Origin of the sequence: Streptomyces sp. CB01249 (genome assembly GCF_001905735.1) — a bacterium.
In the GTDB taxonomy this organism is placed as follows: domain Bacteria; phylum Actinomycetota; class Actinomycetes; order Streptomycetales; family Streptomycetaceae; genus Streptomyces.
Window position 1 is genome coordinate 301,867 of the sequence record NZ_LISW01000010.1, and the last position, 25,074, is coordinate 326,940.

At 72.7% G+C, this 25,074-nt stretch carries 22 protein-coding genes; 7 read left to right on the forward strand and 15 right to left on the reverse strand.

Annotated features, from left to right (window positions below; translation table 11 throughout):
• Positions 1–48: 48 nt before the first annotated feature.
• From AMK18_RS33565 to AMK18_RS33580, 4 genes are all read right to left on the reverse strand, one after another.
• Positions 49–1,302, reverse strand: a complete 1,254-nt coding sequence (locus AMK18_RS33565) for a beta-ketoacyl synthase N-terminal-like domain-containing protein (protein ID WP_073865799.1) — start codon at positions 1,300–1,302, stop codon at positions 49–51.
• Entirely contained in the window at positions 1,299–2,564 is a 1,266-nt protein-coding gene (locus tag AMK18_RS33570) for a beta-ketoacyl-[acyl-carrier-protein] synthase family protein (RefSeq protein ID WP_073865800.1), read from the reverse strand. Before AMK18_RS33570 ends, AMK18_RS33565 begins: the two co-directional genes overlap by 4 nt.
• A complete protein-coding gene (locus AMK18_RS33575; RefSeq protein WP_073865801.1) occupies positions 2,561–3,325 on the reverse strand; it encodes a thioesterase II family protein in 765 nt (254 codons plus the stop codon). The genes AMK18_RS33570 and AMK18_RS33575 overlap by 4 nt, the downstream gene beginning before the upstream one ends.
• A gap of 94 nt (positions 3,326–3,419) precedes the next feature.
• A complete protein-coding gene (locus AMK18_RS33580) occupies positions 3,420–4,241 on the reverse strand; it encodes an AfsR/SARP family transcriptional regulator (RefSeq protein WP_026171947.1) in 822 nt (273 codons plus the stop codon).
• A 304-nt stretch (positions 4,242–4,545) separates the two neighbouring features.
• Between AMK18_RS33580 and AMK18_RS33585 the strand changes: the two genes are divergently transcribed.
• Positions 4,546–5,475, forward strand: a complete 930-nt coding sequence (locus AMK18_RS33585) for an AfsR/SARP family transcriptional regulator (RefSeq protein ID WP_073865802.1) — start codon at positions 4,546–4,548, stop codon at positions 5,473–5,475.
• 10 nt (positions 5,476–5,485) lie between these two features.
• Here AMK18_RS33585 and AMK18_RS33590 read toward each other — a convergent pair whose 3' ends face one another.
• The 8 genes from AMK18_RS33590 to AMK18_RS33625 form a co-directional block, all read right to left on the reverse strand.
• Positions 5,486–6,007: an acyl carrier protein gene (locus tag AMK18_RS33590; protein ID WP_018106317.1), complete on the reverse strand. Its 522-nt coding sequence runs from the start codon at positions 6,005–6,007 to the stop codon at positions 5,486–5,488.
• Position 6,008: 1 nt separating this feature from the next.
• Positions 6,009–6,650 (reverse strand): ScbR family autoregulator-binding transcription factor, encoded by a 642-nt coding sequence (locus AMK18_RS33595; protein WP_073865803.1) that lies wholly within the window; start codon positions 6,648–6,650, stop codon positions 6,009–6,011.
• A 32-nt stretch (positions 6,651–6,682) separates the two neighbouring features.
• The gene (locus AMK18_RS33600; RefSeq protein ID WP_073865804.1) at positions 6,683–7,516 is read right to left on the reverse strand and encodes an AfsR/SARP family transcriptional regulator; all 834 of its coding nucleotides are present in this window, start codon (positions 7,514–7,516) and stop codon (positions 6,683–6,685) included.
• Positions 7,517–7,624: 108 nt separating this feature from the next.
• Entirely contained in the window at positions 7,625–9,211 is a 1,587-nt protein-coding gene (locus AMK18_RS33605) for an acyl-CoA carboxylase subunit beta (protein ID WP_107422387.1), read from the reverse strand.
• A gap of 40 nt (positions 9,212–9,251) precedes the next feature.
• Positions 9,252–9,449, reverse strand: coding sequence for an acyl-CoA carboxylase subunit epsilon (locus tag AMK18_RS33610; protein ID WP_073865806.1), 198 nt, complete (start codon positions 9,447–9,449; stop codon positions 9,252–9,254).
• A gap of 84 nt (positions 9,450–9,533) precedes the next feature.
• Positions 9,534–11,531, reverse strand: coding sequence for a condensation domain-containing protein (locus AMK18_RS33615; protein WP_073865807.1), 1,998 nt, complete (start codon positions 11,529–11,531; stop codon positions 9,534–9,536).
• Between the two features lie 62 nt (positions 11,532–11,593).
• The gene (locus tag AMK18_RS33620; RefSeq protein WP_018106282.1) at positions 11,594–12,400 is read right to left on the reverse strand and encodes an AfsR/SARP family transcriptional regulator; all 807 of its coding nucleotides are present in this window, start codon (positions 12,398–12,400) and stop codon (positions 11,594–11,596) included.
• 391 nt (positions 12,401–12,791) lie between these two features.
• Positions 12,792–13,376 carry a ScbR family autoregulator-binding transcription factor gene (locus AMK18_RS33625; RefSeq protein WP_073865808.1) on the reverse strand — a complete coding sequence of 195 codons (585 nt, stop codon included), beginning with the start codon at positions 13,374–13,376 and terminating at the stop codon, positions 12,792–12,794.
• Between the two features lie 506 nt (positions 13,377–13,882).
• Here AMK18_RS33625 and AMK18_RS33630 point away from each other — a divergent pair.
• Positions 13,883–14,839 carry a ScbA/BarX family gamma-butyrolactone biosynthesis protein gene (locus AMK18_RS33630; protein ID WP_073865809.1) on the forward strand — a complete coding sequence of 319 codons (957 nt, stop codon included), beginning with the start codon at positions 13,883–13,885 and terminating at the stop codon, positions 14,837–14,839.
• 282 nt (positions 14,840–15,121) lie between these two features.
• Here the strand turns inward: AMK18_RS33630 and tpg are convergent, their stop codons facing one another.
• Together tpg and tap are read right to left on the reverse strand one after the other, a co-directional pair.
• Entirely contained in the window at positions 15,122–15,676 is a 555-nt protein-coding gene (gene tpg, locus AMK18_RS33635; protein ID WP_018106285.1) for a telomere-protecting terminal protein Tpg, read from the reverse strand.
• A gap of 12 nt (positions 15,677–15,688) precedes the next feature.
• Positions 15,689–17,875, reverse strand: coding sequence for a telomere-associated protein Tap (gene tap, locus AMK18_RS33640; RefSeq protein ID WP_073865833.1), 2,187 nt, complete (start codon positions 17,873–17,875; stop codon positions 15,689–15,691).
• A 535-nt stretch (positions 17,876–18,410) separates the two neighbouring features.
• On the opposite strand from tap, the gene AMK18_RS33645 reads away from it, so the two are divergent.
• From AMK18_RS33645 to AMK18_RS33660, 4 genes are all read left to right on the forward strand, one after another.
• On the forward strand, positions 18,411–19,526 hold the full coding sequence (locus tag AMK18_RS33645) for a bifunctional DNA primase/polymerase (protein WP_443333245.1): 1,116 nt from the start codon (positions 18,411–18,413) through the stop codon (positions 19,524–19,526).
• 17 nt (positions 19,527–19,543) lie between these two features.
• Entirely contained in the window at positions 19,544–21,031 is a 1,488-nt protein-coding gene (locus AMK18_RS33650) for a DNA primase family protein (protein ID WP_073865811.1), read from the forward strand.
• Positions 21,028–21,420 carry a DUF6009 family protein gene (locus AMK18_RS33655; RefSeq protein ID WP_018106289.1) on the forward strand — a complete coding sequence of 131 codons (393 nt, stop codon included), beginning with the start codon at positions 21,028–21,030 and terminating at the stop codon, positions 21,418–21,420. Before AMK18_RS33650 ends, AMK18_RS33655 begins: the two co-directional genes overlap by 4 nt.
• A gap of 113 nt (positions 21,421–21,533) precedes the next feature.
• On the forward strand, positions 21,534–23,030 hold the full coding sequence (locus tag AMK18_RS33660; RefSeq protein WP_073865812.1) for an FAD-dependent monooxygenase: 1,497 nt from the start codon (positions 21,534–21,536) through the stop codon (positions 23,028–23,030).
• 31 nt (positions 23,031–23,061) lie between these two features.
• On the opposite strand, the gene AMK18_RS33665 is transcribed toward AMK18_RS33660, so the two are convergent.
• Entirely contained in the window at positions 23,062–23,733 is a 672-nt protein-coding gene (locus AMK18_RS33665; protein ID WP_018106291.1) for a ScbR family autoregulator-binding transcription factor, read from the reverse strand.
• A gap of 125 nt (positions 23,734–23,858) precedes the next feature.
• Between AMK18_RS33665 and AMK18_RS33670 the strand changes: the two genes are divergently transcribed.
• Positions 23,859–24,725 carry an NAD(P)H-binding protein gene (locus AMK18_RS33670; protein WP_073865813.1) on the forward strand — a complete coding sequence of 289 codons (867 nt, stop codon included), beginning with the start codon at positions 23,859–23,861 and terminating at the stop codon, positions 24,723–24,725.
• Positions 24,726–25,074 lie beyond the last annotated feature (349 nt).

Consider the following 25,074-nt stretch of genomic DNA (forward strand, 5'->3'; position numbering starts at 1 on the left):
CTCCTGGTACGGGTGTGCGTTCGGGTGGTGCGCAGAGGTGTACGGCGCTCACGCGCGGGGCGCGCGCACGACCGCGGCCGCGTTGAAGCCGCCCCGGCCCCGGGCCAGGACCAGCGCGTGCCGCAGCCGAGCCGGGCGGGGCGCGCCGGTCACCAGGTCCACGGGGCAGTCGTCGGCGAGCCGCCCGACCGGTGCGCCCGGCGGGACGACCTGGTCGCGCAGGGCGAGCAGGGCGGCCGCCAGATCGAGGGCGGACCCGCCCGAACCGAGGCGCCCGAACAGCGACTTCGGGGCCGTCACCGGCACCCCGTACGGGCCGAAGAGCGCGGTGAGCGCGGCGGCCTCGGCGCGGTCGGCGTCCCGGTCCCCGGCGGCGTCCGCGAAGACCACGTCCACGTCGGCCGCGTCGACCCCGGCGTCGGCGAGGGCGAGGCGGGCGGCGTCGAGCAGCCGGGGCGCGCCGCGTCCGGGCGCCGGGTCGAAGGTGGCGGCGCAGCCCTCGACGGTGCCGAGGACGCGCGCCCCCCTGGCGTGCGCGGCATCGCCGTCCTCCACGACGAGCAGGGCGCCGCCCTCCCCCACGACGTGCCCGGAGGCGTCGGCGGAGAACGGCAGGTAGGCGTCGGCCGGGTCGCGCCGGGTGCTCAGGCCCCCGGCGGCCAGCTGGGCGGTGAAGCCCCACGGGCACACCGTCGCGTCGAAGCCGCCGGTGAGGACGGCCCGGCCGCCCTTGCGCAGCTGGCGCCGGGCCTGGGCCATCGCGTCGAGGCCGCCCGCCTGCTCGGAGACGACGACTCCGCTGGGGCCGCGCAGGCCGTGCCGGATGGAGATCTGCCCGGAGTTGGCGGCGTAGAACCAGGCGAAGGACTGGAAGGCGCCGACGTAGCGGCTGCCCTTGCTCCACAGCTCCTGCAGCTCGCGCTGGCCGAACTCGAAGCCGCCCGCGCCGTTGGCGGTGACGACGCCCATGCCGTACTCGGGCAGGGCCGACGGGTCGATGTCCGCGCCGGTGATGGCCTCGGCCGCCGCCGCGAGGGCGAGCCGGGTCACCCGGTCGGTCTGCGGCAGCAGCTTGGCCGGCACGTGCGCCGCGTCCTCGAAGCCGGTGACCTCACCGGCGAGGACGGCCGGGTAACCGGAGGCGTCGAAGCGGGTGACGGGGCCGATCGCGCGGTGCCCGCGCAGGACCGCCGACCACCAGGTCTCGGTGCCGACGCCGCCGGGTGCGGCGATCCCGATGCCGGTGACGGCCGCGGTCGCGGTACGGGCTGATACGTCTTTCTCCGGGGCGGTGACGGTCATCGGCGGGCCTCCGTCCGGGGTGCGGTGAGCACCATCGCGCTCTGGAAGCCGCCGAATCCGCTGCCGACGCTGAGCACGGCGTCGGTGCGCTGCTCGCGGGCGACGAGCGGTACGTAGTCGAGGTCGCAGCTCGGGTCGGGCTCGTGCAGATTGGCGGTGGGCGGCACGGTGTCGTGCTCGATGGCCAGCGCGCACGCGGCGATCTCCAGCGAGCCGATCGCACCGAGCGAGTGCCCGATCATCGATTTGATGGAGCTGACGGGCACCCGGTAGGCGTGCTCGCCCAGGCTCGCCTTGAAGGCGGCCGTCTCGTGCTTGTCGTTCTGCTTCGTGCCCGAGCCGTGCGCGTTGACGTAGTCCACGGCGGTCGGGTCGAGCCGCGCCTCGTCCAGGGCGATCCGGACGGCCTCCGCCATCTCCCGCCCGTCCAGGCGCAGTCCGGTCATGTGGTACGCGTTCGAGCGGCTGGCGAACCCCGCGATCTCCGCGTACACGTGCGCCCCCCTGCGTACCGCGTGCGTGTACTCCTCAAGGACGAGTACGGCGCTGCCCTCGCCGAGGACGAAGCCGCCCCGGGTCCGGTCGAAGGGGCGCGAGGCCGTCTCCGGCTCGTCGTTGCGCGCGGAGGTGGCCCGGATCGCGTCGAAGGAGGCCAGGGTGATCGGGGTGATCGGCGCCTCGGATGCCCCGGCCAGCATCACATCGGCGCTGCCCTCCCGGACGAGCTCCGCGGCGTGCCCGAGCGAGTCCAGGCCGGAGGTGCACCCGGTGGAGACGACGGCGACGGGACCGAGCGCCCCGGCGTCCCGGGCCACCTCGGCGGCCACGGAGCTCGGCACGAGGTAGTCGCCGAGCCGTTCCTCCGCGCGGGCCGGGTCCAGCAGCCAGTGTGCGCCGCCCTCGCTGACCTGCGCGTACACCTCGTCGAGCCCGCTGCTGCAGCCGACCGCGGTGCCCAGCGAGACGCCGGTGCGCTCGCCCCCGGCCGCCAAGTCGAGGCCGCTGTCGGCGACGGCCTCGCGGGCGGCGGTGAGCGCGAACTGCGCGACCCGGTCCAGGCGGTGGACGTCGGCGGCGTCGAAGCCGTGGTGCGCGGGGTCGAAGTCGGCCTCGGCGGCGATCCGGGACCGGAACGACGTGGCGTCGAAGCGGGTGATGCGGCGGGTGGCGGTGCGGCCCTCCGTCAGCAGCGACCAGAACGCGGCGGTGCCGGTGCCGCCCGGGGCGACCACCCCGATCCCGGTGATGACGACCCGCCTCATCGGACACCCGCCGGCTGCGGGGCGAGGCGGCGCACCACGCGTGCGGCGCGGCCCACCAGACGGGGCAGGTCGTGGCCCCGCAGGAAGAAGTGGTCGCCGGGCACGGTGCGGACGGCGAACGGGCCGGTGGTCCAGGCGCGCCACTGCGCCATGGCCTCCGGCTGCGCCAGCGGGTCGTCCGCACCGGCCACCGCGAGGACGGGGACCGTGAGCGGCCCGGCCGTCGAGGGTTCGCGGGCGGCCGTCCGCAGCTCGTGGGCGAGGACGAGGTCGTCGCGGAGCACCGGCAGGACGACCTGGTGCCAGAAGTCACCGGGCCGGGCGCGCGCGGGCAGGGCGTTGGCCTCGCCGAGCAGGCGCAGCAACTCCTCGTCGCCCGCCCGGCACTGGTCGGCCAGGGCGGACAGCTCGTCGGGCGGCGGGCAGGCGCCGACGACGAGCAGCGCGGGCCCCGGGCGCCCCGCCTCGTGCAGGGCCCGGGTGACGCTGTACGCGACGAGGGCGCCGAGGCTGTGCCCGTAGAGCATGTACGGCGCTCCGCCGCTCTCGCCGTTCTCGCCGGTGAAGTGGGGCAGCTGGTCGGCGAGCAGGTCCGCGGGGCGGGTGAGGCGCGGCTCGGAGCGCCGGCGTTCGCGGCCGGGCAGCAGGTGCGGCACGGTCTCGACGCCGGGGCCGAGGCGCGGGCCCCAGCCGTAGAAGGCGGAGACGCCCGCTCCGGCGTGCGCGAAGCAGTGGAGCCGTACGGGCCGTTCGTCGGACATGGGCCGTCCTCTCGCGTAGGAGTCCGGGCCCTCGGCCTGGGCCCTCCCCGACCGCAGCCTGGCAACTCCCACTCGAACGGTGCTGGACCCGAGCTCAGGCCGCGTACAAATCGAACGTGGACAGCCCGCGCGGCCCGCTGAGCACGTCGAGCGCCGGGTCGACCGTGAGCATGGCCCGGTGGAGCCGCTGCATCTGTGGCGACGGCTCGACGCCCAGCTCCTCCACGAGCCGCAGCCTCAGCCTGCGGTAGACGTCGAGGGCGGTGGCCTGGCGTCCCGACCGGTAGAGGGCGACCATCGCCTGCGAGTGCAGCCCCTCGTGCTGGGGATGACGCATGATCAGGTCGGTGAGTTCGGCGAGGACCTCGGTATGCCGGCCGCAGCGCAGATCCGCGTCGATACGCCGTTCGACGGTGACCAGGCGCGACTCCTCCAGCCTCATCACCTCGATGTCGAGGACCGGGCCCAGCCGTACGTCCACCAGCGCCGAGCCCTGCCACATGGCGAGCGCCTCGCCGAACAGCGACGAGGCCCGGGCGTCCTCGCCCCGGTCGAAGGCGCCGCGCCCGGCCGTCACCAGCTCCTCATAACGGTGCACGTCGACGGCGTCCGGCGGGACCTGGAGCAGATAGCCGCCGTGCCGGGTGGCCAGGACATCCTTGGCGGAGCCGGGGGTGTCGGGCCCCATGGCGGTGCCGAGCCGGCGGCGTAACTGGAGGATGTACGTCTGAAGGGTGGTCATGGCGCTCTGCGGCGAGTTGCTGCCCCATATCTCTTCCATGAGGGTGGGCACGGGCACGACGCGGCCCGGATGGAAGGCGAGCAGCGCGAGGAGCTGTCGCGGCTTGCCCGCGGTGGGCACGATCGACATCCCGTTGACCTCGGCACTCAACGGACCCAGAACCTGTATGCGCACGGTGGCCTCCCCAAGGACCGGCCGGGGTGGGCCCGGCCGTGATCGCGTGCGCCGGCGCCTTCGCCCCCGTGGCCGAAAGCCGTCGGCGCCAGGCACGCTAGCCCCGGGCACACCGTGCGCCTCATTCTCTCGATCGGCGTTCGAGCAGCCTTCCAAGCAGGCATTGCGGCCTGATTGCGGCCCCCGGAGCGCCGCCTCAAGAACACGCAGACGACGACTGGAGGGGCGCTCGGGCGGTCTCCCCCGGCCATCGGGTGGTCGTTACCGTCCATGCCGTGACCGGATTCCGAGGGAGAGCCACCCGATGAGCGTCCTCGCCACTCCGCGCCCGAAGGCGGCGCGGGCCGCCGCCGCGCACAGCCCCGTGGAGTTCCGGCTGCTGGGCCCGGTCATGGTCCACGACACGGCCGGGGGCGCGGACATCGTCCCGGCCGGCTCCAAGCAGCGGGCGCTGCTCGCCGCGTTCGTCACCCACGCCGGGGTGCTGCTCGACGTGGACCGGCTGGCGGCGGAGCTGTGGGACGGGGCACCTCCCGGCAACGCGGCGAACGCCCTCCAGGCCCATGTGGCCCGGCTGCGGCGGCTGCTGCCCGCGCCCGGCGACTACGGCCATGCCTGGATCAGCACCCTGCCGACGGGCTACCTGCTCGACCTGGGCGACGCCTCCACCGACGTCCTGCGCTTCACCCGGCGCTCGGCCGAGGGGCGGGCGGCCGTCGCCACCGACCCGGGCCGGGCGGCCAACATGCTGCACGGCGCCCTGGAGTTGTGGCGCGGACCGGCGTTGCAGGACTGCCGCCGCGGGCCGGTGTGCGCGGCGGAGGCCGACCGGCTGGACGAGATGCGGCTCACGACGCTGGAGGCGTTGTACGAGGCGCGGCTGCGCTGCGAACGGCACGGCGAGTGCATCGGCGACCTGGAACGGCTGACCGCCGACCACCCGCTGCGCGAGCGCTTCTACGACCTGCTCATGGTCGCCCTGTACCGCAGCGGCCGCCAGGCGGAGGCCATCGGCGTGTACGAGCGGGCCCGGCGCCGCCTGGTCGCCGCCCTCGGCATCGAACCGGGCCCGGCGCTGCGCGGCCGCCTGGAGTCGGTGCTCACCCACTCCCCCGGCCTCGTGGCCCCCGGCGTCCTGGACGAACTGGACCGGCTGCGCCGCCGGGTGGACGAGCTGAGCAGGCAGCAGCTGGAGCTGACCCGCCGGCTGAACGCGGCGACAGCGGGCGCATAGGGGTGTCTCGTCAGGCGGCGGCGAGGTGAGCGGCGAGCGCGGTGAGGTCCGGGTGGTCGTGGAGGACGACGGCCCGCTCCCGTAGCCCGTACAGCCGGTTGACCGCCGTCATGAACTCCGCGCCCGCCCGGGCGTCGACGCCCAGATCGCTGAACGGGGTGCACGGGTCCAGGTCCCACGGATCGCAGGCCAGGATCTGCGCCAGCTCGTCACGCAGCTCGTCGGCGGACGGCAGCAGACGGCACGGCGGCGCGGCCGGGGCGGCGACGGGTGCGGGGACCGGCCCGCACCCCGCCTCCCGTGCCACGTGCACGGCGAACGCCTCCAGGCTGGGGTGGTCCAGGACGGCCGCGCCCTTGATGGCGGTGCCGAAGCGGGCGTTGACGGTCGCCACGAACTCCGTGCCGAGCAGCGAGTCCAGACCGATCTCCGGGAACGGCTGCCAGGGGCGCAGGGTGCACGCGTCGCGCCGGGTGACGTCGGCCAGCAGGCCGGTCAGCGTGGCCAGGACATCGGCGGGGGCGGAGTACATGTCACGCGGCCCGCACGGCCTCGGCCCGGGGCCGGGGCGGCGCCGTGCGGTAGCGGCCGGTCCGCCCGGGGCCCACGAGCGCCGGCAGCAGCAGCCGCCACAGCGTCCCGCCGTCCCCCGGCCGCGCCCCGGCGGACTGGTCCGTACCGGGCGGCGCCACCCCGTACAACACGGCGGCGAGGAGCGCCTCGGCGCCGCCGCCCCGGGCGTCCCCGGCCAGCTCCCCCGCCGCCTCGGCCTCGTCCAGCAGGCGCCGGGCCTCGGCGAGCCACACCCGGCGCAGGCCGCCGGTCCCGGCCGGACCCGCCACACCGTCGTCGGCCAGCCGGAACGCGGCCCGGGCGACCGGGTCCTCGCACCGGGCCAGGGTCAGCCAGTGCGTCAGGTCGATGAGGCGCTGCACCGGCCCGTCGCCGGTGGCCCGCCGCTCGTCCAGGAACGCCCCGAGCAGGGTACGGCCGTGCAGCGCCACCGCGTCGGCCAGCGCCTCCTTCGACGGGAAGTGGAAGTACAGCGCGCCCTTGGTCACGCCCGCGGCGGCCGCGATCTGGCCGAGCGTGGCGCTCGCGTACCCGCTCCGGGTGAGCAGCTCCGCCGCCGCGTCGACGAGCCGTCGCCTGGTGCGTTCCGACCTCTCCTGCATTCAGCCCTCCCAGGACCGTGGGTCCGCCGCGTTCAGCCGACCTGGGTCAGCCGCTCGCCGGTGTCGGCGGCGGCCGTCCCGGGTGCCGGTGCGGACCCGGCCTTCAGAATGGAGCGCTGCAGTCGTTGCAGCCCTGCGGATGGCTCGAGCCCCAGCTCACCGACGAGCCTGGCCCGCAGCCGGTGGTAGGCGTCCAGCGCTTCGCTGCGCCGGCCCGAGCGGTGCAGGGCGACCATGTAGTGGGCGTGCAGGTTCTCGTGCGTGCGGTAGCGGCTGACCAGGACCGTGAGTTCGCTCAGCAGCTCACGGTGGCGGCCGAGGCGCAGGTCGGCGTCGATGCGCCGGTCGAGGGCGCAGAGCCAGGTCTCCTCCAGGCGCCGGATCTCCATGTCCAGCCGCGGCCCCGTCCGTACGTCCACGAGGGCGGACCCGGTCCACAGCGCGAGCGCGTCCCGCAGTTCGCGCGCGGCGCGCGGGAAGTCGCCCGCGTCGCCCGTGCGGTAGCCGCAGCCGGCGAGCCGCTCGAACTCGCGGACATCGACGGTGCCGCCCGAGGTGTCCAGCAGGTACCCGCCGGGCGTGGTGACCAGGACGTCCTTGGCGGTACGCGACGCGGCGTCACCCGGGGCCTGTGCCAGGGCCGCGGCGATGAGCTCCCGCACCTGCAACACGTAGGTCTGCAAGGTGGTACGCGCGCTGCGCGGCGGGTTGTCGCCCCACAGCTCTTCGATCAGGTCGGATACGGAGACGACGCGGTCGGCGTGCACGGCCAGGAGCGCCAGTACCTGCCGGGCCTTCGGCGCCGTCGGGGTGACCGAGATCCCGCCCTCGGTGACGACCAGCGCGCCCAGTACTTCGATGTCCATGGTGCTCCCCCTTTTCACGCATGAGTCATCAGCGAAGCTAAAAACAGGGCACGCGGTTTGTCAATACCAAACCGCGTGCCCTGTTTACAAGGGGGATCAAGGGAGCCTCTACTGCGGAGGGTTTCCGTGCTTGCGGGCCGGCAGGTCGGCGTGCTTCGTACGGAGCATCGCGAGCGAGGCGATCAGCACCTCGCGCGTCCCGGCCGGGTCGATGACGTCGTCGACGAGCCCCCGCTCGGCGGCGTAATAAGGGTGCATCAGCTCGGTCTTGTACTCCTTGACCATGCGGGCGCGCATCGCCCCGGGGTCCTCGGCCTCCGCGATCTGCCGCCGGAAGATGACGTTGGCGGCGCCCTCCGCGCCCATCACGGCGATCTCGTTGGTGGGCCAGGCGTAGGTGAGGTCCGCACCGATGGACTGGCTGTCCATGACGATGTAGGCGCCGCCGTACGCCTTGCGCAGGATCAGCGAGATACGGGGCACGGTGGCGTTGCAGTACGCGTACAGCAGTTTGGCGCCGTGCCGGATGATCCCCCCGTGCTCCTGGTCCACGCCGGGCAGGAAGCCGGGCACGTCGAGGAGCGTCACGATCGGGATGTTGAAGGCGTCGCAGAGCTGCACGAAGCGGGCGGCCTTCTCGGACGCCTCGATGTCGAGTACCCCGGCCAGCGTCTTCGGCTGGTTGGCGACGATGCCCACCACTTCACCGCCCAGCCGGGCCAGGACGCAGATGATGTTGCGCGCCCAGTGCTCGTGGACCTCCAGGTATTCGCCGTCGTCCACCAGCTCCTCGATGACCTCCGCCATGTCGTACGGGCGGTTGCCGTCCACCGGCACCAGCTCGAGGAGGGCGTCGGAGCGACGGTCGGCCGGGTCGGCGGTCGGTGCCACGGGCGGGTTCTCGCGGTTGTTCTGCGGCAGCAGGGACAACAGGTAGCGGACCTCGGCGATGCAGGTCTCCTCGTCGTCGTACGCGAAGTGCGCGACGCCCGAGGTCCGCGCGTGCACATCGGCTCCGCCCAGGCCGTTCTGCGTGATCTCCTCGCCGGTGACCGCCTTCACGACGTCCGGACCGGTGATGAACATCTGCGAGGTCTCACGGACCATGAACACGAAGTCCGTCAGGGCGGGGCTGTAGGCCGCACCACCCGCGCAGGGGCCGAGCATCACGCTGATCTGCGGAATCACGCCCGAAGCCTTGGTGTTGCGCTGGAAGATGCCGCCGTACCCCGCCAGCGCCGAGACGCCCTCCTGGATACGGGCGCCCGCGCCGTCGTTCAGGGAGACCAGCGGCGCACCGGCCGAGATGGCCATGTCCATGATCTTGTGGATCTTCGTCGCGTGGGCCTCGCCCAGCGCCCCGCCGAAGATCCGGAAGTCGTGCGCGTACACGAAGACCGTCCGGCCCTCCACCGTGCCCCAGCCGGTGACCACACCGTCGGTGTACGGCTTCTTCGCCTCCAGGCCGAAACCCGTCGCCCGGTGGCGGCGCAACTGCTCGACCTCGTGGAAGGAACCCGGGTCGAAGAGGAGGTCGATGCGCTCGCGCGCCGTCAGCTTGCCCTTGGCGTGCTGCACCTCGGTCGCCCGGTCACCGGGCCCGCGCTCCGCCGCCGCGTGGATCTCGCGCAGTTCCGCCACGCGGCCGCGGAGACCGGCCTGCCCCAGCAGTTCCGGGACGGGGGTAGTGGTCATCGACATGTCGTCAGGTCCCTTCCTGGAATGCGTTGCCGCACTATCGCCAGCTGCGCGGAGCTCGGTAGACGGGCTCCGGGCTCCACCCCGGGACGCGCCCGGCCGGGGCCTTCTCCCGCTGCCCGTCGGCGTCCGCGCGCAGGGCGAGCAGCACCACCGTGAGCGCGGCGAGCTCCTCCTCGGTGGCCCGCCCGCGCTCGATGCGCAACGCGGACACCGCCGTTCCCGGACCGCCCATACCCCACCTCCAGCGTTTACGGCAGCATCGGCCACCTCGCTGGAGCACCGCTCCGGCTCCACTGGAGAACCGCTCGACAAACGGTCAACGGCTCCCCGCACGCACGGCCTTCAGCCCCGTCGCCAGCGCACCGGCACAGCCCGGACCGCTGCCGACCCCCGTCATGACGACGGCCGCCACCGTGCCCTCGTCGGCCGCGCAGGCCATCTCGTACGCGGCAGCGCCCCCCGGCCCGGCACCGCACAGCACCAGCCGCCCGGTGCCCCGCAGCCTGGGCAGCGCGGAAGGATCCCCCGGCCGCGCCGCCCGCAGGCTCACGATCCGTTCCGGGCCCCGGTGATGACGGACCAGGGCCTCGTACGCACCCACGGGCACACCCGGCGTCCGCACCAGCACGATCGTGTCGGCCGACGGGTCCCCGGCGCGCAGCACCGCCACGTCGGGGCCCTCCGGCACGGGCGGCCGGGGCAGCACACGGGGCACCTCGAAGCCTCGGAGGAGTTCGAGGAGATCGCCGACGGCGGACTGCGGATCGCGGTGGTCCGGCAACGACCTCAGCAGGCGCACGCAGTGCGAGAGCAGCGCGGACGCGTCCACGTCCCCCAGGCACCGACGGTCGTAGCGCACCGTGAGGGCGAGCCCGCCGTCCGCGTCGTGCCGGGCCGCGAGGGTGAGCGGCAGTCCGGGGTGCGCGCTGATGCTGCGCGGGGCGTCCACCTCGACGTCCTGGGCGCGCAGCTCCGCCAGCAGCGCGGCGGGCAGCTCGACCCGGTTGTCGAACACGATGCCGGTCTCGAAGAGTTCGGCGTCGGGGTTCCGGCCGGTCCAGACCCGGACCCGGTCGCCCGGCACCCAGGCGTGGACGGCCAGGTCCAGCGCGGCGTCACGCGCCTGCCCGAGAAGACCGGCCACCGGTTCGGCGGGATCGACGGTGACCGTCATCGGCAGCGGGTTGCCCAGCAGCCCCGGAATGCCCGCGGCGCCCTCCATCGGGATGTCCCGGGCCGACAGGTGCACGCCGAAGCTGACCGGCACCGGGCCGGCCGCACCGGCCGCCCGGTACAGCAGCAGCGCCCACACGGCGTGCAGGGCGCTGGACTCCCCCGCGCCGCGCATCGCGGCCCAGGTGCGCAGCCGGGTGGTCTGGGGCGGCCGCAACCGCCGGTGGACGCGTCCGGTGCCGAGCGGCCCGGCCGGGGACCCGTCGTCCGGGACCTCGGGCGCGGCCGTCTCCGGGGGCGCGGTGGCCGTCGCCCAGTAGGCGCGGGCGCCCTCGGTCCGCTGCCGGGCCAGCCACCGGGCGTGGTCGCGCACATCGGGGCGCCGCTCGCGTCCGGGCAGGGCGCCCCCGCGGACGTACGCCCGGTAGAACTCCCGCAGCAGCAGGTGGACTCCGCGCTCGTCCAGCAGCGCCCGGTGGTAGGTGAGCAGGACCCGGGTGGGCGCGCGGGTGCCCCCGGGGCGGGGCGGCCCGTCCATCAGGGTCACGCGCAGCAGGCCGGGGCGGTGCGGTGCGAAGCCGCGCAGGCGGTCGCGCTCGATCAGGTCGCTCCAGGAGACGACGCCGTGTGCGAGGTGGACGACGTCGATCGCGGCCCAGTCGTGCAGCACCAGCCGGGGCAGGTGCGTCCAGTCGAAGGCCGCCCGCAGGACGGTCTCCCGGTCGGCGACGGACAGCCAGGCGGCGGTGAACCGGGCGAGGTCGACCGGTCCCGTCCAGTTCCAGGCGACCTGGCCGACGTGCCCGCCCGCCGGCTCCTCGACGGCCGCGCGGATCAGGTCCTGCTGGTGCCCGGACACCGTGACGGTGTCGCGCGCGCCGCCCGCCAGCGCCAGGACGTCGGCGAACACCTCGGCTCCGGGCCGGGCCGGACCGCCCCGCACGTGCGCGACGCGCAGGGTGAGGCGCCCGGGTCCGGACGGCTCCGCCGTCACCGTGTACGCATGACGCTGGGTCACCCGGGCCGCCACCGCCTCGGCCGGACCGGGGGCGAGGGGGCCGCACAGCTCCGCCTCGACGGACGGGCCGGAGGCGTCGGGCACCGGTGCGAGGACCACCGCAAGCACCAGATCGTCACTCATCGGGGCCCTGAGCCCGCGTGCGCCGCATCACTTGCCCTCCCTCAGCCGGTACGGCTGCCCTCTCAGGCGAGCCGCACTCCGCTCGCCCCCGCGACGCCCTCGGGCCGGGCCATGAGGATGGAACGCTGCAACTTGGCCAGCGCGGGCGAGGGTTCGAGCCCGAGCGTGCGGACCAGCGTGGAGCGCAGCCGCTGGTAGGCGTCCAGCGCCTCGCCGCGCCGCCCGGAGCGGTAGAGGGCCAGCATGTACTGGCCGCACAGGCTCTCATGGGTGGAGTACCTGCTGAGCAGGACGGTGAGTTCGGAGAGCAGTTCGCGGTGGCGGCCGAGTCTGAGGTCGGCCTCGATGCGCTGGTCCAGGGCGCACAGCCGGCTCTCCTCCAGCCGCTTGATCTGGGTGTCGAGGTGCGGCCCGGTGTGGACGTCGGCGAGTGCGGGGCCGGTCCACAGGGCCAGCGCCTCGCGCAGCAGCCGCGCGCCCTCGGGGAAGTCCTCGGCGTCCATGGCCCGGTATCCCATCCCGGCCAGCCGCTCGAAGTCCTGCACGTCGTGGCTGCCTTCGCCGCCCTTGAGTAAGTAGCCCCCAGGGACGGTGAGCAGGACGTCCTTGGCCGTGCGGGTGTCGTCGCCGTGCTCGTCGAGCGCGGCGGTGATCAGTTCGCGCAGCTGGAGGATGTAGGTCTGGAGGGTGGGCCGGGCGCTGCGCGGCGGCTCGCTCCCCCACAGCTCTTCGGTGAGGGTGCCCACGGGCACCACCTCGTCGGCGTGCAGGGCCAGCAGGGCGAGCACCTGCCGGGGCTTGGGCGCGGTCGGTGTGATCGAAGTGCCCATTTCCCGCACGGCAAGCGTGCCGAGTACGTCGATGTCCACGCGGTCTCCCCGTCATCCCCAAGCCGCCGGGACGCGGCCTGGAACGTCTGCTGACGGAACGATTTAAAAACAGCACGAGCGGTATGTCAATACCAAACCGTGCGCCCTGTTTAGTCTCGTGCGGACCGCCAGTGATCCTTGAGGGACGACCACCTTGATCCGATAAGTTTCCCCAAAAACGGACAAAAAGAAGGGAGTTGGAGCACCCGAGGGGGTCCACATCGAGACAGCGAGGGCTCGAATTACCAGACCGCCCGGACTGTTTTACGAGGTGAGGGCGTGGGCGAGAACGTGGGTGAGGACGCTGGTGAGGACGTGCCGGCAACGCGACGGAGACGCGGCAGCGGCCGGCGGTTAGGCGCCCGGGAGCACCCCGCCCGGGGCTGCGGCGCTACTCCGCCGGGGTCAGCCGCGGCAGCACGAACGACCACAGCTGGACCAGCCGCTCCGCGGACCGCCAGTACCGGTCGGCCGCGCCGAGGGTCTTCAGGCCGAGCGTCGCCGCCACAATGACCACCGCCGCGTCCTCGGCCGAGACGTCCTCGGCCAACTCCCCGTCGGCGCGAGCCTGGACGAGGACGTTGCGCACCCACTCGTACCACCAGTCATGGAGCTTGGCCTCGCTCTTGCGCGAGGGGTCGCCGCCCAGCCGGAAGCCCGCGCGCACGACCGGATCGTCGGCGACCGCGTCCATCAGCCGACCCGCAGCGGCGACGAGCTCCTGGAGCCGGCCGCCCTCGGCGGTGCGCGCGGCCTCCTCGGTCAGCGCGAGGGCGGCCGCCGCGGCGGCGTCCTCCACGGCGGTCGCGAGCGCGTCCTTGTTGGGGAAGTGGAAGTGCAGGGCGCCCGAACTCACCCCGGCCCGGCCGCTGATGACCGGAAGCGTCGCCATCGCGTACCCGTCGGCACCGAAGACCTCCGCCGCGGCCGAGATGAGGGCCTGACGCGTCACAGCCGCTCGCGCCTGCTTCACCATCGTGTCCTCCTCCGGGCGGGCGGGGAACCGGCGTAAAGCCGTCCGATTCACCCAGGATTCTCCATACTGACTCGTGCACACCCTAGCAAACCGCACGGCTGGTTGGTTTATGACCGCAGCGTGCGCCTCGCGGGGGTTCAGCTGATCATTTTGCATGCGGCCGAGGGACTCGCGAGCTCCGACCTTGGAAACAGTTGGTTTCTCCAGTCGTTCTCCCCGAAAAATGCACCGCGAACCAACAAAAGAAACCGCCCGATAGGTTTCTTCTTCCGACGGCCTGGGTGGAGAACGAGAGCCGCGCGAGGCGTCATGCACCCTATGTCCGTCTTCCTGCCTTATTGCGAGGGCGCATATGCCTGCCGGAGACTCAGAAACGGAACCTGTTATTCAAGTAAACGCTTGGCTCTTGGTAAAGTCTTTACTTTTGGGCCGATTGAAGAAAACCGGTAGGTCCGTATCTTAAGTGGCGTCGCCGAACCCAGGTTTCACGTCCAGACGGGGGCCCCATGAGTCTCACCACCGCTGAAGCCAGAACCGCACTCCCGGCCGCACCGCGGCTGACCAGCACGGTCGCGAAGGAGTACGTGCACCGCGACTCCGTCGCGGAGGTGTTCCTCACCGGATGCGACTCCCGGGACGGGATGAGCTTCGCGCTGACCGGCCAATGGCCTCGCGCCCACACCATGTTCCGGAGCCAGGACGGCACGAGCCACGATCCGCTCCAGATCGCGGAAACGTTCCGGCAGGCGGGCATCTACGTCTCCCACGTGGAGCTGGGCGTGCCGCTCGGCCACAACTTCGTGATGTCGAGCATCACGTACACGGCCGATCCCGGGAACCTGCGCATCGCCTCGGGGCCCACCGACTTCGACCTCGACACCCGGTGCACGGACATCGTCCGGCGCAGGGGCATCGCCAGCCGCGTCGCCTTCGAGTTCGCGCTCCGCCGGGGCGGCCGCTCGCTGGCCGGCGGCACCGGGCAGATCTCCGTGATCCCCCCGGCCGTCTACAACCGGTTACGCCAGAACCGCGCCGCCCAACCGCCCGTCACCGCACCGCACCCGGCCCGCAATCCGCTGCCGCCGGCCGTGGTCGGACGGCCGTACACCACGGATGTCGTGCTCTCCCCCGCCCCCGGCTCCGCACCCGGCGGAAGGCCGCGCTGGCTGCTCACCCCGGACCTCGACCACCCGATCCTCTTCGACCACAAGGGCGATCACGTGCCCGGCATGGTCCTGCTCGAAGCCGCCCGCCAGGCCGCCTGCGCCGTGATGGCGCCCGGGACGTTCACCCCGGCCACCGCCGCCAACGACTTCCACCAGTACGCCGAACTCGACCGGCCCTGCTGGATCGAGGTGACCCGGGTGGAGCGCGAACCCGGCAACATGGTCACGGTGGAGATCACCGGCCACCAGGACGGCAAGAACGTCTTCACCTCGGTGCTGACCGGCCCGGTCGACTAGGCGGGCCCTGCCCGCCGCCCGGGACCTCACCCGCCCCCAAGAACAAACCGGATGTGCTGTTCGGATCGATGAACGGCAGCCACCGGTACGGAGAACACCCGGTACCGCCTTGGGTCGCTGACCCGCCCACGCGGCGAACCAGCAGGTCACACCCGTACGCGCCGCACCACAGCGACCGAAGCGACCGAAGAACCCGCTCGCGCCTGTACGCGGAAGGCCGCGCCCGCCAGAGGGCCGCGCCTTCCGCGTACAGGCATGCCCGACGGCCCTCGCGACGCGCCGTCAGAGGTCGAAGGCGACGTGCTCCAAGTCGGTGTACTCCACGAGGAGCCCCTGCGCCCGGCGCCCGCCGTCCTTGAAGTAGATCTCCTGCAACCCCTCGGCGGCGACCTCCTGGAGCTGGCGGTCGCTGCCGCCCTGCTCCCGGAGTTCGAAGAGCCGGGCCGCGTACGTCGGCGGGAGCGCCACGGTGAGGTGGCGCAGCCGGGCGTCGTCGGTGGAGCCGGGCGCCGCCGTGTAGCCGAACCGGGCCCGGGTGTCGATGACGATGCCCCCGGTGGTCGACGCGGCCTTCCGGGCCTTCGCCTGGATCTGCGGCTGCCAGCGCCGCTTGACCTCCCGTTCCAGGCGGGCGGCCAGCTCCGGACGGGGCTTCTTCAGCTGGTTGCGCACGTACCGCTCGACCGTGCGCTGAGTGATCCCCAGGAGTGCGGCGGCGGCCCTGGTGCCCTTGAGCTGCTTCACGAGATACCGCATCTGCGCACCGGCCGACTTGGGCGCGGGCCGGGTGAACGCCCGCTGGACCGCCTCGTCGAGACCTTCCCCGACCGTGTTCATCGGCTGGTTCCCCTACTCTCCGTCGTCCTTGGCAGTGACCGCGCCGTCCTTGATGTACCGGGCCAGGTTGAGTTCAGGACCGTACTCCTCCCGGACCGACTCCGCCCACAGCGTGGTCTGCGAGCCCTCGTGCTTCACCATTCCCGGGCTGACCCCGAGCCGGAAACCCCCGGGCAGCGGTTTGCCGTCCCGGTACGGCAGGAAGTCCAGCGGCGAAGGCCCGTCGGAGGCGTACACCGCGCAGTCCGACAGCACGGCGACCGGATACTGCCCCGTCGCGGCCGCCAGCCGGACCATCTTGCGGTGCATGTTGATCCGGGCCCGCGAGATGACGGTCGCCCGGATGTCGGGGCGCCAGGTGGGCCTGCTCAGCGCGGGCCACGGCTTGCCGGGCCGCCACCCGCCACCGCGCGGCCGCTCCCGCAGCTTGCCGATGCCGCCCTTGACCGTCGCCTTGACCGCCGACAGCACGACCGCCAACTGCGGATCACGGTCCCGGTACCCCTCCATCGCCGCCAGGAACGCATCGGGCGCCAGCCCGTCGGCCACACCCAGGTCGGCCATGGTCGCCACGTACGCGTCGCGCAGCCGCTTGTACCAGCCGTCCAGATAGCGCCCGTTGGCCGGACGCACCCACGCCTCGACGGGCGCCACCTCGTAGCCGAGCTCCACCGCGTACGCCACCGTCGGCGTCGCGTACCAGGCGGGCCCCTCCGGGCGGTCGCCCTTCGGCGTGAACGGGTTCGGCAGCAGGTCCCCGTCGAGCCGCCGCCACTCCTTGCCGATCACGACGTGCGACGGATCGACGTGCGACAGGTCCACCAGCCAGGAGCCGGGCAGCGCCGGGTCGAACGCGGGGCTGTTCACATGCACGGGCGCCTCCAGGCCGACGACCGCCCCGTTGGCGGCCGCGCCGAAGGCGAGGTTGACGTCGATGCCGACCAGATGGCGCTTCAGGCACTCGTCGTCGGTGAGGGGCCGCGCCCAGTCGTACGCCTCCTCGAACAGCATCTCGGCCGGGCCGCGCTGGTGGAAGCGGGGCAGGTCCGCGAGGAGCGGGTGCCCGTCGGGGGCCTCGCAGGGGGCGCATTCGACGGGCTCGGAGCCCAGCGAGCCGGGGTTGCGCTCGCTGTGCCGCTTGCCGTCCGCGTCGGGCGCGCTCGCCCGGGTCGGCGGGTGCAGCGAGGTCATGAGTTCCAGCCCGGTGACGGCGGTGGAGCCCCGGGGCGTCATCACGCGCGAGGCGTACGTGCCCAGCAGCCGTACGAGTTCGGCCGGCGGGAGCTGCGCGGCACCGTTCCAGTGCCGGACGTCGAGCGCGTTCCAGGCCGGGATGCAGAGCTGGACACAACTGCGGCGCGAGCCGCGCGCGGGCCGGTAGATCCGGGCCCAGGGGCCGAAACCGCGCCGGGTCAGCTTCCACTCCGCCCGCGCCAGCTGCTTGAGCACCTTGTGGTCCTCCGGCAGCCGTCCGGCCAGGCCCTCCTCCCGCGACAGCCGTACGGGGAGCCCGAACCGCTCGCACGCCGCCTCGGTGAGGACGAGCAGCGGATCGGCGTCCTGGCCGCTGGGGTGCAGCCGCTCGGCACCGAGGCGCCCTTCGCCCAGGGCCCATTCCACCAGCGCGGGCAGCGACTTGGCGGGCACGTCGAGCACCAGCCCGCCCACGCAGTACGCGAACACCTCACCGCCGTCCGCGTCGACCACGGCGAGCGGCCCGTGCTCGTACGAGGAGGCGTCGGCCCGGGGCGTACGGGGCACGGGGACGGGTCCTGCGGCAGGAGCGGCAGGTTCGGTAACGACTGTTTCGGCGGGCGCGGGGTGGACAGGCGCGGGGTCGGCGGGCGCCTCGACAGCGGGCGCGAAGGTTTCGGCGACCTCGGCGACCTCGACGGACTCCGTGGCCTCGGCGGCCTCCGCGACCGGCGCGGCCACCGCCTCCTCCGGATACCGGGCGGCGAGCCCCTCGAGCAGCCGGGCGTACGCGGCGCGCTTCGGCGGCCGGGGCTCGCTGCGCCCGGACTCCCAGTTGCCGACCGACTCGCGGCGGCTCTTCAGCGCCTTCGCGACCTGGTCCTGACTCAGCCCCGCGGCCTCGCGCAGCCTCTTGCGTTCGGCCGGCGGCGGCAGCGGGTCCTGCGCGATCTGCTCCAGCAGCGCGTCCACCGCGCTGAACAGCAGCTGCTCCTCGTGGGACAAAACGATCACCTCGTGCGCCACCCTATCGAACCGCTCAATGGAACACTCATGGATGTCACACGGATTGCGCATACTCGGTCGGCGTCACTGGAACCGGGATTCAGCCCGGCTGGAGACGACCGGACCGTTTTCCCGCATCCGGCGACCGGACCGGAGCGACCAGGAGTCCGCTCGGTAGCTGGAGCTCCGGACAGAGAACCGCAGGTCACGCCCCTGACCAGGGGGTGGAGCGACCGAAGCGACCCATCGGTCAGATATATGCAGCCATTGGCGTGTGCGCGCGTGTGCGTCATATATAGAAAGCTTCGGTCGCTTCAGTCGCTTTTCCGTCGGCCGTACGACTGTGACCTGCGGATTCGCGGACACCGCGGGGAGCGACCGACAGACCGGGCCGCGGAGGGGCCCGGTCGCTGAGTCGCTGCGGGCACGTTTCGATGCGCACATCAGTTCTGCCGCATGAGCCTCTACTCCCCCGTGGGTTTCGCTAATCTGATTTTGCGAGTTGAGTCGCTTCAGTCGCTGATGGGGGAAGTGAATGGCAGCTGAACTGCGGGTCTCGCGCGGCGACTCACGGCAGTTCACGGGGTCTGAGCCGGTCGCCGCGCGGCCTTTGACGACGGCGTGGTGGTGCGCGCGCCAGGGGTGGCCGGTTCACCCTCTTGCGCCGGGCCGCAAGACACCGGTGGCCAACTGCGAGGCATGCCGCCGCCCGGACCACGACCGCGCCCGGTGCGGCTGTCTGCGTGCGGGCCGCTGGTGCCACGGGTTCCACGCCGCGACGCTCGACCTCGACCGGATCGGGCAGTGGTGGAGTATCCGCCCGGACCTCGGGGTCGGCGTCGCCACCGGCCCGGCGGGCCTCGTCGTCATCGACGTCGACGCACACGCCCGCAAACTCCCGCGCCGGGACCGCCTGTTGCCGGGCGTCGGGATAGCCACCGGAATCGACCTGACCGGCCTGGCCAACGGCTTCCACACCCTGGGCCTGCTGGCCGCCCTGCGCGGCGCCATCAGCCCCGCGGACGACGCGTCCACGCTCCGGGTCCGCACCCCGTCGGGCGGCATGCACGTCTGGTACCGCAACGACGGCGGCCACCGCTGGCAGTGCTCGGCCGGTTCGGGCAGCGGGCGGGCCCTCGCCTGGCAGGTCGACGTCCGGGCGCACGGCGGGTACATCGTCGCGCCCGGCACCGTCACCGCGGCCGGGACCTACCGCCCGGTCGGAGCCGTACGCACCCCCGCCCCGCTGCCCGCCTGGCTCGCCCGGGAGCTCCAGCGCACCGGCCACCTGCCCACCAGCCCCGCACCGGGGCCGAGACCCGTGCCGCCCCGGGCCCGGCAGGCGGTGCTCGCGGCGGGCGGCCGGTCCGACGCACCGGGCGAGCGCCTGCTGACGGGCCTCCTCGCCGAGGTCGCCGCCTGCGCGTCCGTGCCCGAGGGCGCCGCGTTCTCCGAGAAGCTGAACCGGGCCGCGTACACGGCGGGTGGTCTCGTCGCCGCCGGACACCTCTCCGAGGACGAGGCGGTACGGCAGTTGCGGGAGGCCGCCGGGCTGGCCCGCCCGGACCAGGAGCGGCGGAGCCTCGCCATCATCCGGAGCGGGCTGGGCGCGGGGCGGTTGCGGCCACTGGCCCTCGGAGGGCGCGCGTGAGTGCGGACCAGGACAGAGTGCTGCCCTCACCCTCCTTCGACGTACGGGCCGTGGCCGCGCAGATCCTCGCCCAGCCCGTACCCCCGACCCGGCAACGCGACGACGCGTCCACGCCGTACGCCACGTCGGACGGGCTGCTCCCCGACACCCTCACCGACCGGGGCAACGCCAAGCTGTTCGTCAGGCTCTACTGCAACGACTACCGGCATGTGCCCGGCATCGGCTGGTTCCGCTGGGACGGCACCCGCTGGCAGTTCGACGAGGACGACACGGTGATGTGGTCCGCGGGCGACCTGGCGGAATCCCTCGCCACCACCGACCCGCGCGGCGTCTTCACCCCGGCCGCGCTCCAGCAGCACCGGCGGCGCACGCTGAGCACGAGCGGGATGAACGCGATGCTGACCCAGGCCAGGTCCGCCCCGGGCATGGTCCTCAACGCGGCGCTCCTGGACGCCGATCCGTACGCGCTGTGCACTCCGGCGGGCGTGGTGGACCTGCGGACCGGCTTCATCCGCCCCGCCGAGCCCACGAAGGACTTCCACTCCCGCTCGACCTCGGCGGCGCCCCAGGCGATGCCCACACCGCGCTGGGACCGCTTCCTGGCCGACACCTTCGGCGAGGGCCCGGACGGCGAGGAGATGATCTCCTTCCTCCAGCTGCTGCTCGGCTACTCCATCACCGGTGACGTCGGCGGCCAGGTCATGCCGTTCCTGTTCGGCTCCGGCAAGAACGGCAAGTCGGTCCTGCTGGACGTCCTGATGAAGCTCCTGCGGGACTACGCGGACGCGGCGCCGCCCGGCTTCCTGATGTCACGCCCGTACGAGGGCCACCCCACGGACCTCGCCGAACTGCACGGCCGGCGGGTCATCGTGTGCAGCGAGGTCAAGCCGGGCGACCGCTTCGACGAGGCCCGGGTCAAGCTCCTGACCGGCGGGGACCGGATCAAGGCCCGCCGGATGCGGCAGGACTTCTTCAGCTTCGAACCGACCCACAAGATGTGGCTGCTGGGCAACCACCGCCCCGAAGTCGGCACGGGCGGCTTCGCGTTCTGGCGGCGCATGCGTCTCATCCCGTTCGAACGCGTCGTCTCGGACCACCGCAAGATCGACAACCTCGCGGACATCCTGGTCACCCAGGAGGGACCGGGCATCCTCAACTGGCTGATCGAGGGCGCCCGTCGCTACCTGGGCGGCGACAAGGACCTCTCGGGGCCAGAGAGGGTACGGATCGCGACGACCGTGTACGCGGAGACCGAGGACCACACCGGACGGTTCGTCGGCGAGACCTGTCGGCTCGACGCCGGGCTCCGCGCCGAACAAGCACACCTCTACGCGGCGTACAAGCGCTGGTGCCAGAATGAGGGCGTTCCGGCGATTTCGTCGCGAGCCTTCGCGGCGCACATCCGCGAAGTGGTGGGGCTGGCATCACCGAAGGAAATGATCTTTTCCAACCAGCGCAAGTACTACCCGGGCATCGGCCTGCTCGCGGACGAGGAGACAGTATGAGCGCCCTCATCGCAGAAGACGAGATCGTCCACGAGGTCGACCTCGTGTGGCTTGAGGACATCACCGTGCTCGACTACGTCCGTCAGAGCCTGGACCGCCTCCCGACCCGCCGGGGCAAGCCCGCCTACCACCGCGACGGGAGAATGGTCGGCTACGCCCTTCTCGGCCCGAAGGCCAAGCCGTCGCGCTCCTCGGGCACCTTCCGGCGCCGGGTGTTCTGGCTCCTCCCCCACGACCGGGACACCGAACCCGACGGCCTGTACGCGCGGGGCGCACCGGCCGAAGCCGTGGACGTACGGACGCTTGCCCCGGGCAGCAAGGGGCACAAGACCGAGCGTTCGGAGGGCGGCCCGATGTCGTCGGCGGCCGCCCGGGAACTTCAGCCATAGCGGTACGCCCACGGCGGTTCCTAGTCCGGATCCGGGCCAGGATGGTTAAAAAACAGCACGTCCGGTATATTTCTGCGCGTCGGGGGACAACCGCGGACAGGGAGGGCACCGCCGTGCAGGGGGAACATCTCATCCAAGCCCACGTGCTCGTCGCGGGAGGAGGCCCCGTCGGCCTGCTCATGGCGGCCGAACTCGCGGCGTACGGCGTCGACACCGTAGTGCTCGAACCCAGGACCGAGGTCTCCGACCAGCCCAAGGCGACCACGCTGCACGCCCGCGCGGTGCAGTCCCTGGCGCGGCGCGGCCACCTCCCGGGCCCACCCCAACCCTCGTACGCCGCCGAACCCGCCACCAGCGCCTTCCACTTCGCGGGGCTCCCCGGCCTGACCATCACCGCTCCCCCGGACGAACCGGAACCGGTCCTGAAGTGCGCCCAGGCCGTCCTGGAACGGCACTTGGAGGCCCGGGCGCGCGCCGCCGGAGCCCGTATCCTGCGCGGCCGCCGTCTCACCGACGCGGTCCAGGACGCGGACGGGGTACGGGTCACGGCCGAGGGCCCCGAGGGGCCTGAGCAGTTCCACGCCGGGTACCTGGTCGGGGCGGACGGCGCCCGCAGCACGGTCCGCGCCCGGGTGGGCATCGAGTCGGACACCTTTCCGGCGACGGTGTCCGCGCTGATGGGGACCGTGACTCTGGCCGATCCGGGTGCCCTGCCCAAGGGGTGGCACCGCACGCCGCGCGGCTGGATCGTCGCCAAGCACGACGGGGACCGCACCCATCTGCGGACGCTCAACTGCGCCGGCGCCCACCCGGACCGGCACCGGCCCGTCACGCTGGAGGAGCTGCACCGCGAGGTGGCGCACCTCGCGGGCCGGGACATCGCGATGCACTCCCCGCACTGGCTGAGCCGCTTCAGCGACTTCGCCCGCCTGGCCCGCACGTTCGCCCGGGGACGAGTCTTCCTGGTCGGCGACGCCGCGCACGTCCACTTCCCCATCGGCGGCCAGGGCCTGAGCACCGGCGTGCTCGACGCGCTGAACCTGAGCTGGAAGCTCGCCCTGGCGGTGCACGGCTCGGCGGGCCCCGCCCTGCTGAGCAGCTACGACGCCGAACGCCGGCCGCTCGCCCGCCGCGTGATCGAAGGCACCCTGGCCCAGCTCGCCCTGATGCGCCCCGGCCCCGAAGCGGACGCCCTGCGCACGGTGTTCACCGGCCTGCTCGCGGACAAGGGCGGGAGCGGTCACCTCAGCGGCCTGATCAGCGCCCAGGACACCGTCCTGCCCGACCCCACCGGCGCGGGCGGACCGGCCGCGGGGACGTACCTGGGCAACACCGCGCTCAGCACCCCGGACGGCGACACCGACGTCATCCGCCTGCTGCACGACGGGCGGCCGCTCCTGCTGCTGCTCGGCGAGAAGGCAGCCCGCCACCAGGAGGAGGCCCGGGCCTGGGCAGGGATCCTGCGCACCGTCGAGGTACGGCCCACGCCATGCGTGCCGTACGAAGCGGCGCTGCTGAGGCCCGACGGCTACCTCGCCTGGGTCCCCGGAGACGGCGGCCTGCGGCAGGTCCTGACGGCGTACTTCGGCCCGGGCGCCCCGGCCGGGTGAGAGCGGCGGACGCCGGGGCGCCCCGCTGCTGTCAGCTCGCGGTCTCCAGGACATCGCGCAGGTCGGCCGCCTTCACGGCCTCCGCGTACACCTTTGCGCCCCGGGACTCGGACAGGTCGAGCGAGGCCAGCACGGACGGCACCACCGCGCTGGGCAGCAGATGCCGCATCAGGGCGGACACCCTCACCACCAGGTCGCGGTACTCGCACACGGCCTGCGACATGGACTGGATGCCGGCGAAGGAGCCCACGATGACCTCGGCCGTCTCCGGCGGCGAGATGTGCGGCAGCAACTCGCCCTGGGCCTGCGCCTGCTGGAGCAGGTCGAGACCGACCTCGCCCCACCGCAGGAACGGGCCGCTCCGGTCGAGGTTCTGCGTCAGCTGGTCCATCGTCAGCCGGACACCCGCCCGGACCATCGGGTCGGTCTGGAGGCGGTGCGCCTGGAGCATCACGACGTCCACGACCTCCTGCACCTTGGACGCGCGGATCGGCACGATGATCCGCTGGTCCTGCTCGGAGAGGACGCCCTGGGCCAGGTCTTCCTTGGAGTGGAAGTGGAAGTACAGCGCGCCCTTGGTCACCCCCGCCTCGGTGAGGATCTGGGAGATCGTGGCCGCTTGGTACCCCTGCTCCTCAAAGATCTTGGCAGCCGCCGAAAGAATCGTCTGCCGGGTACGGATGGCCCGCAGCTGCTCAGCCACTGTGTCTCCTCCCTCCTCGGGGTGGTCGAACGTGGGGGGATAAATAAACCGTCCAGTTCGTATCTTACAGGCCGGCCTCTTCCCTCCACCCTCGTCGGGGAAATGTCCGGCAGGAAAGGGAAACCATGATCCTCGTCACGGGCGCAACCGGGACGATCGGCCGTGAAGTGCTCCGCCGCCTCCCCTCGGACCGGCCCGTACGCATCATGGCCAGGCACCCCGAGCGGGTCACCGACGCCCCTCCGGCCGCCCGGATCGTCCACGGAGACTTCACCGACCCCGCCTCCCTGACGGACGCTCTGCACAACGTCCACACAGCCTTCCTGGTCACAAATCCCGACGGGGACGACGACACGCGCTTCCTGGACCCGGCCCGCGCGGCCGGCGTCCGGCACATCGTCAAGCTCTCGGCGGCCGCCGTCACGGACCCCGCCGCCGACGACCTGATCACCCGTCGCCAGCGCCACAACGAGGGCCTGCTGCGCGCCTCGGGCATCGGCTGGACCCTGCTGCGCCCCCGCGCCTTCATGTCCAACACCCTGTCCTGGGCCCGCTCGATCCGCTCCGGCCAGGTTGTACGCGCCCCGTACGGCACGTCCGCGAACGCCTGCGTCGATCCCGGGGACGTCGCGGAGGTGGCAGCCCTGGCCCTCACCGGCCGGGACCGGGACCACTCGGGCGAGGCCTACACCCTGACCGGCCCTCAGGCCCTGTCGGCCGCCGAACAGACGGCCCAGCTCGCCGAGCTCCTCGGCCTGCCGCTGCGCTTCGAGGAGCTGAGCCCCCAGCAGGCCCGTACGGGCCTGGAAGCGCGCTACCCGGCCGATATCGCCTCCGCGCTCCTGGAGAGCGCCAGACGGCAGCACAGCGGCTCCAAGGCGGTCGTGGATCCCACCCTCCCCGGCCTGCTCGGGCGCCCGGCCCGGACGTACCGCGACTGGGCATCCGACCACCTGGACGCGTTCCGGCCCGACCCCACCGCCGGCAACTAGGGACCGGGGACCGTAGCCCGTTCAGTCCCTCGCCGTTCGGTCCCTCTTCGGTCCCTCGGGCAAAGCCGCAGGTCAGAGGCTTGCGCTTCCCAAAACCCAGGGTCCAAAGGGACTGAAGGGACTCAAGGTTGGTAGTTATAAGCCAATTGTGTGTGCGTGTGTATGCGCACACGCGTAGAACAACCCTATATATCCCTTTGTACCTACTACTCTGGTCCTGAAGCGCTGATAACTACTGACCTTGAGTCCCTTCAGTCCCTCCGATTTTCGCCCGCAAGCCCCTGACCTGCGCTTTCACCCGAGGGACCGAAGAGGGACCGAAACTTCCAGTCCCTCCGTTCTGCGTTCA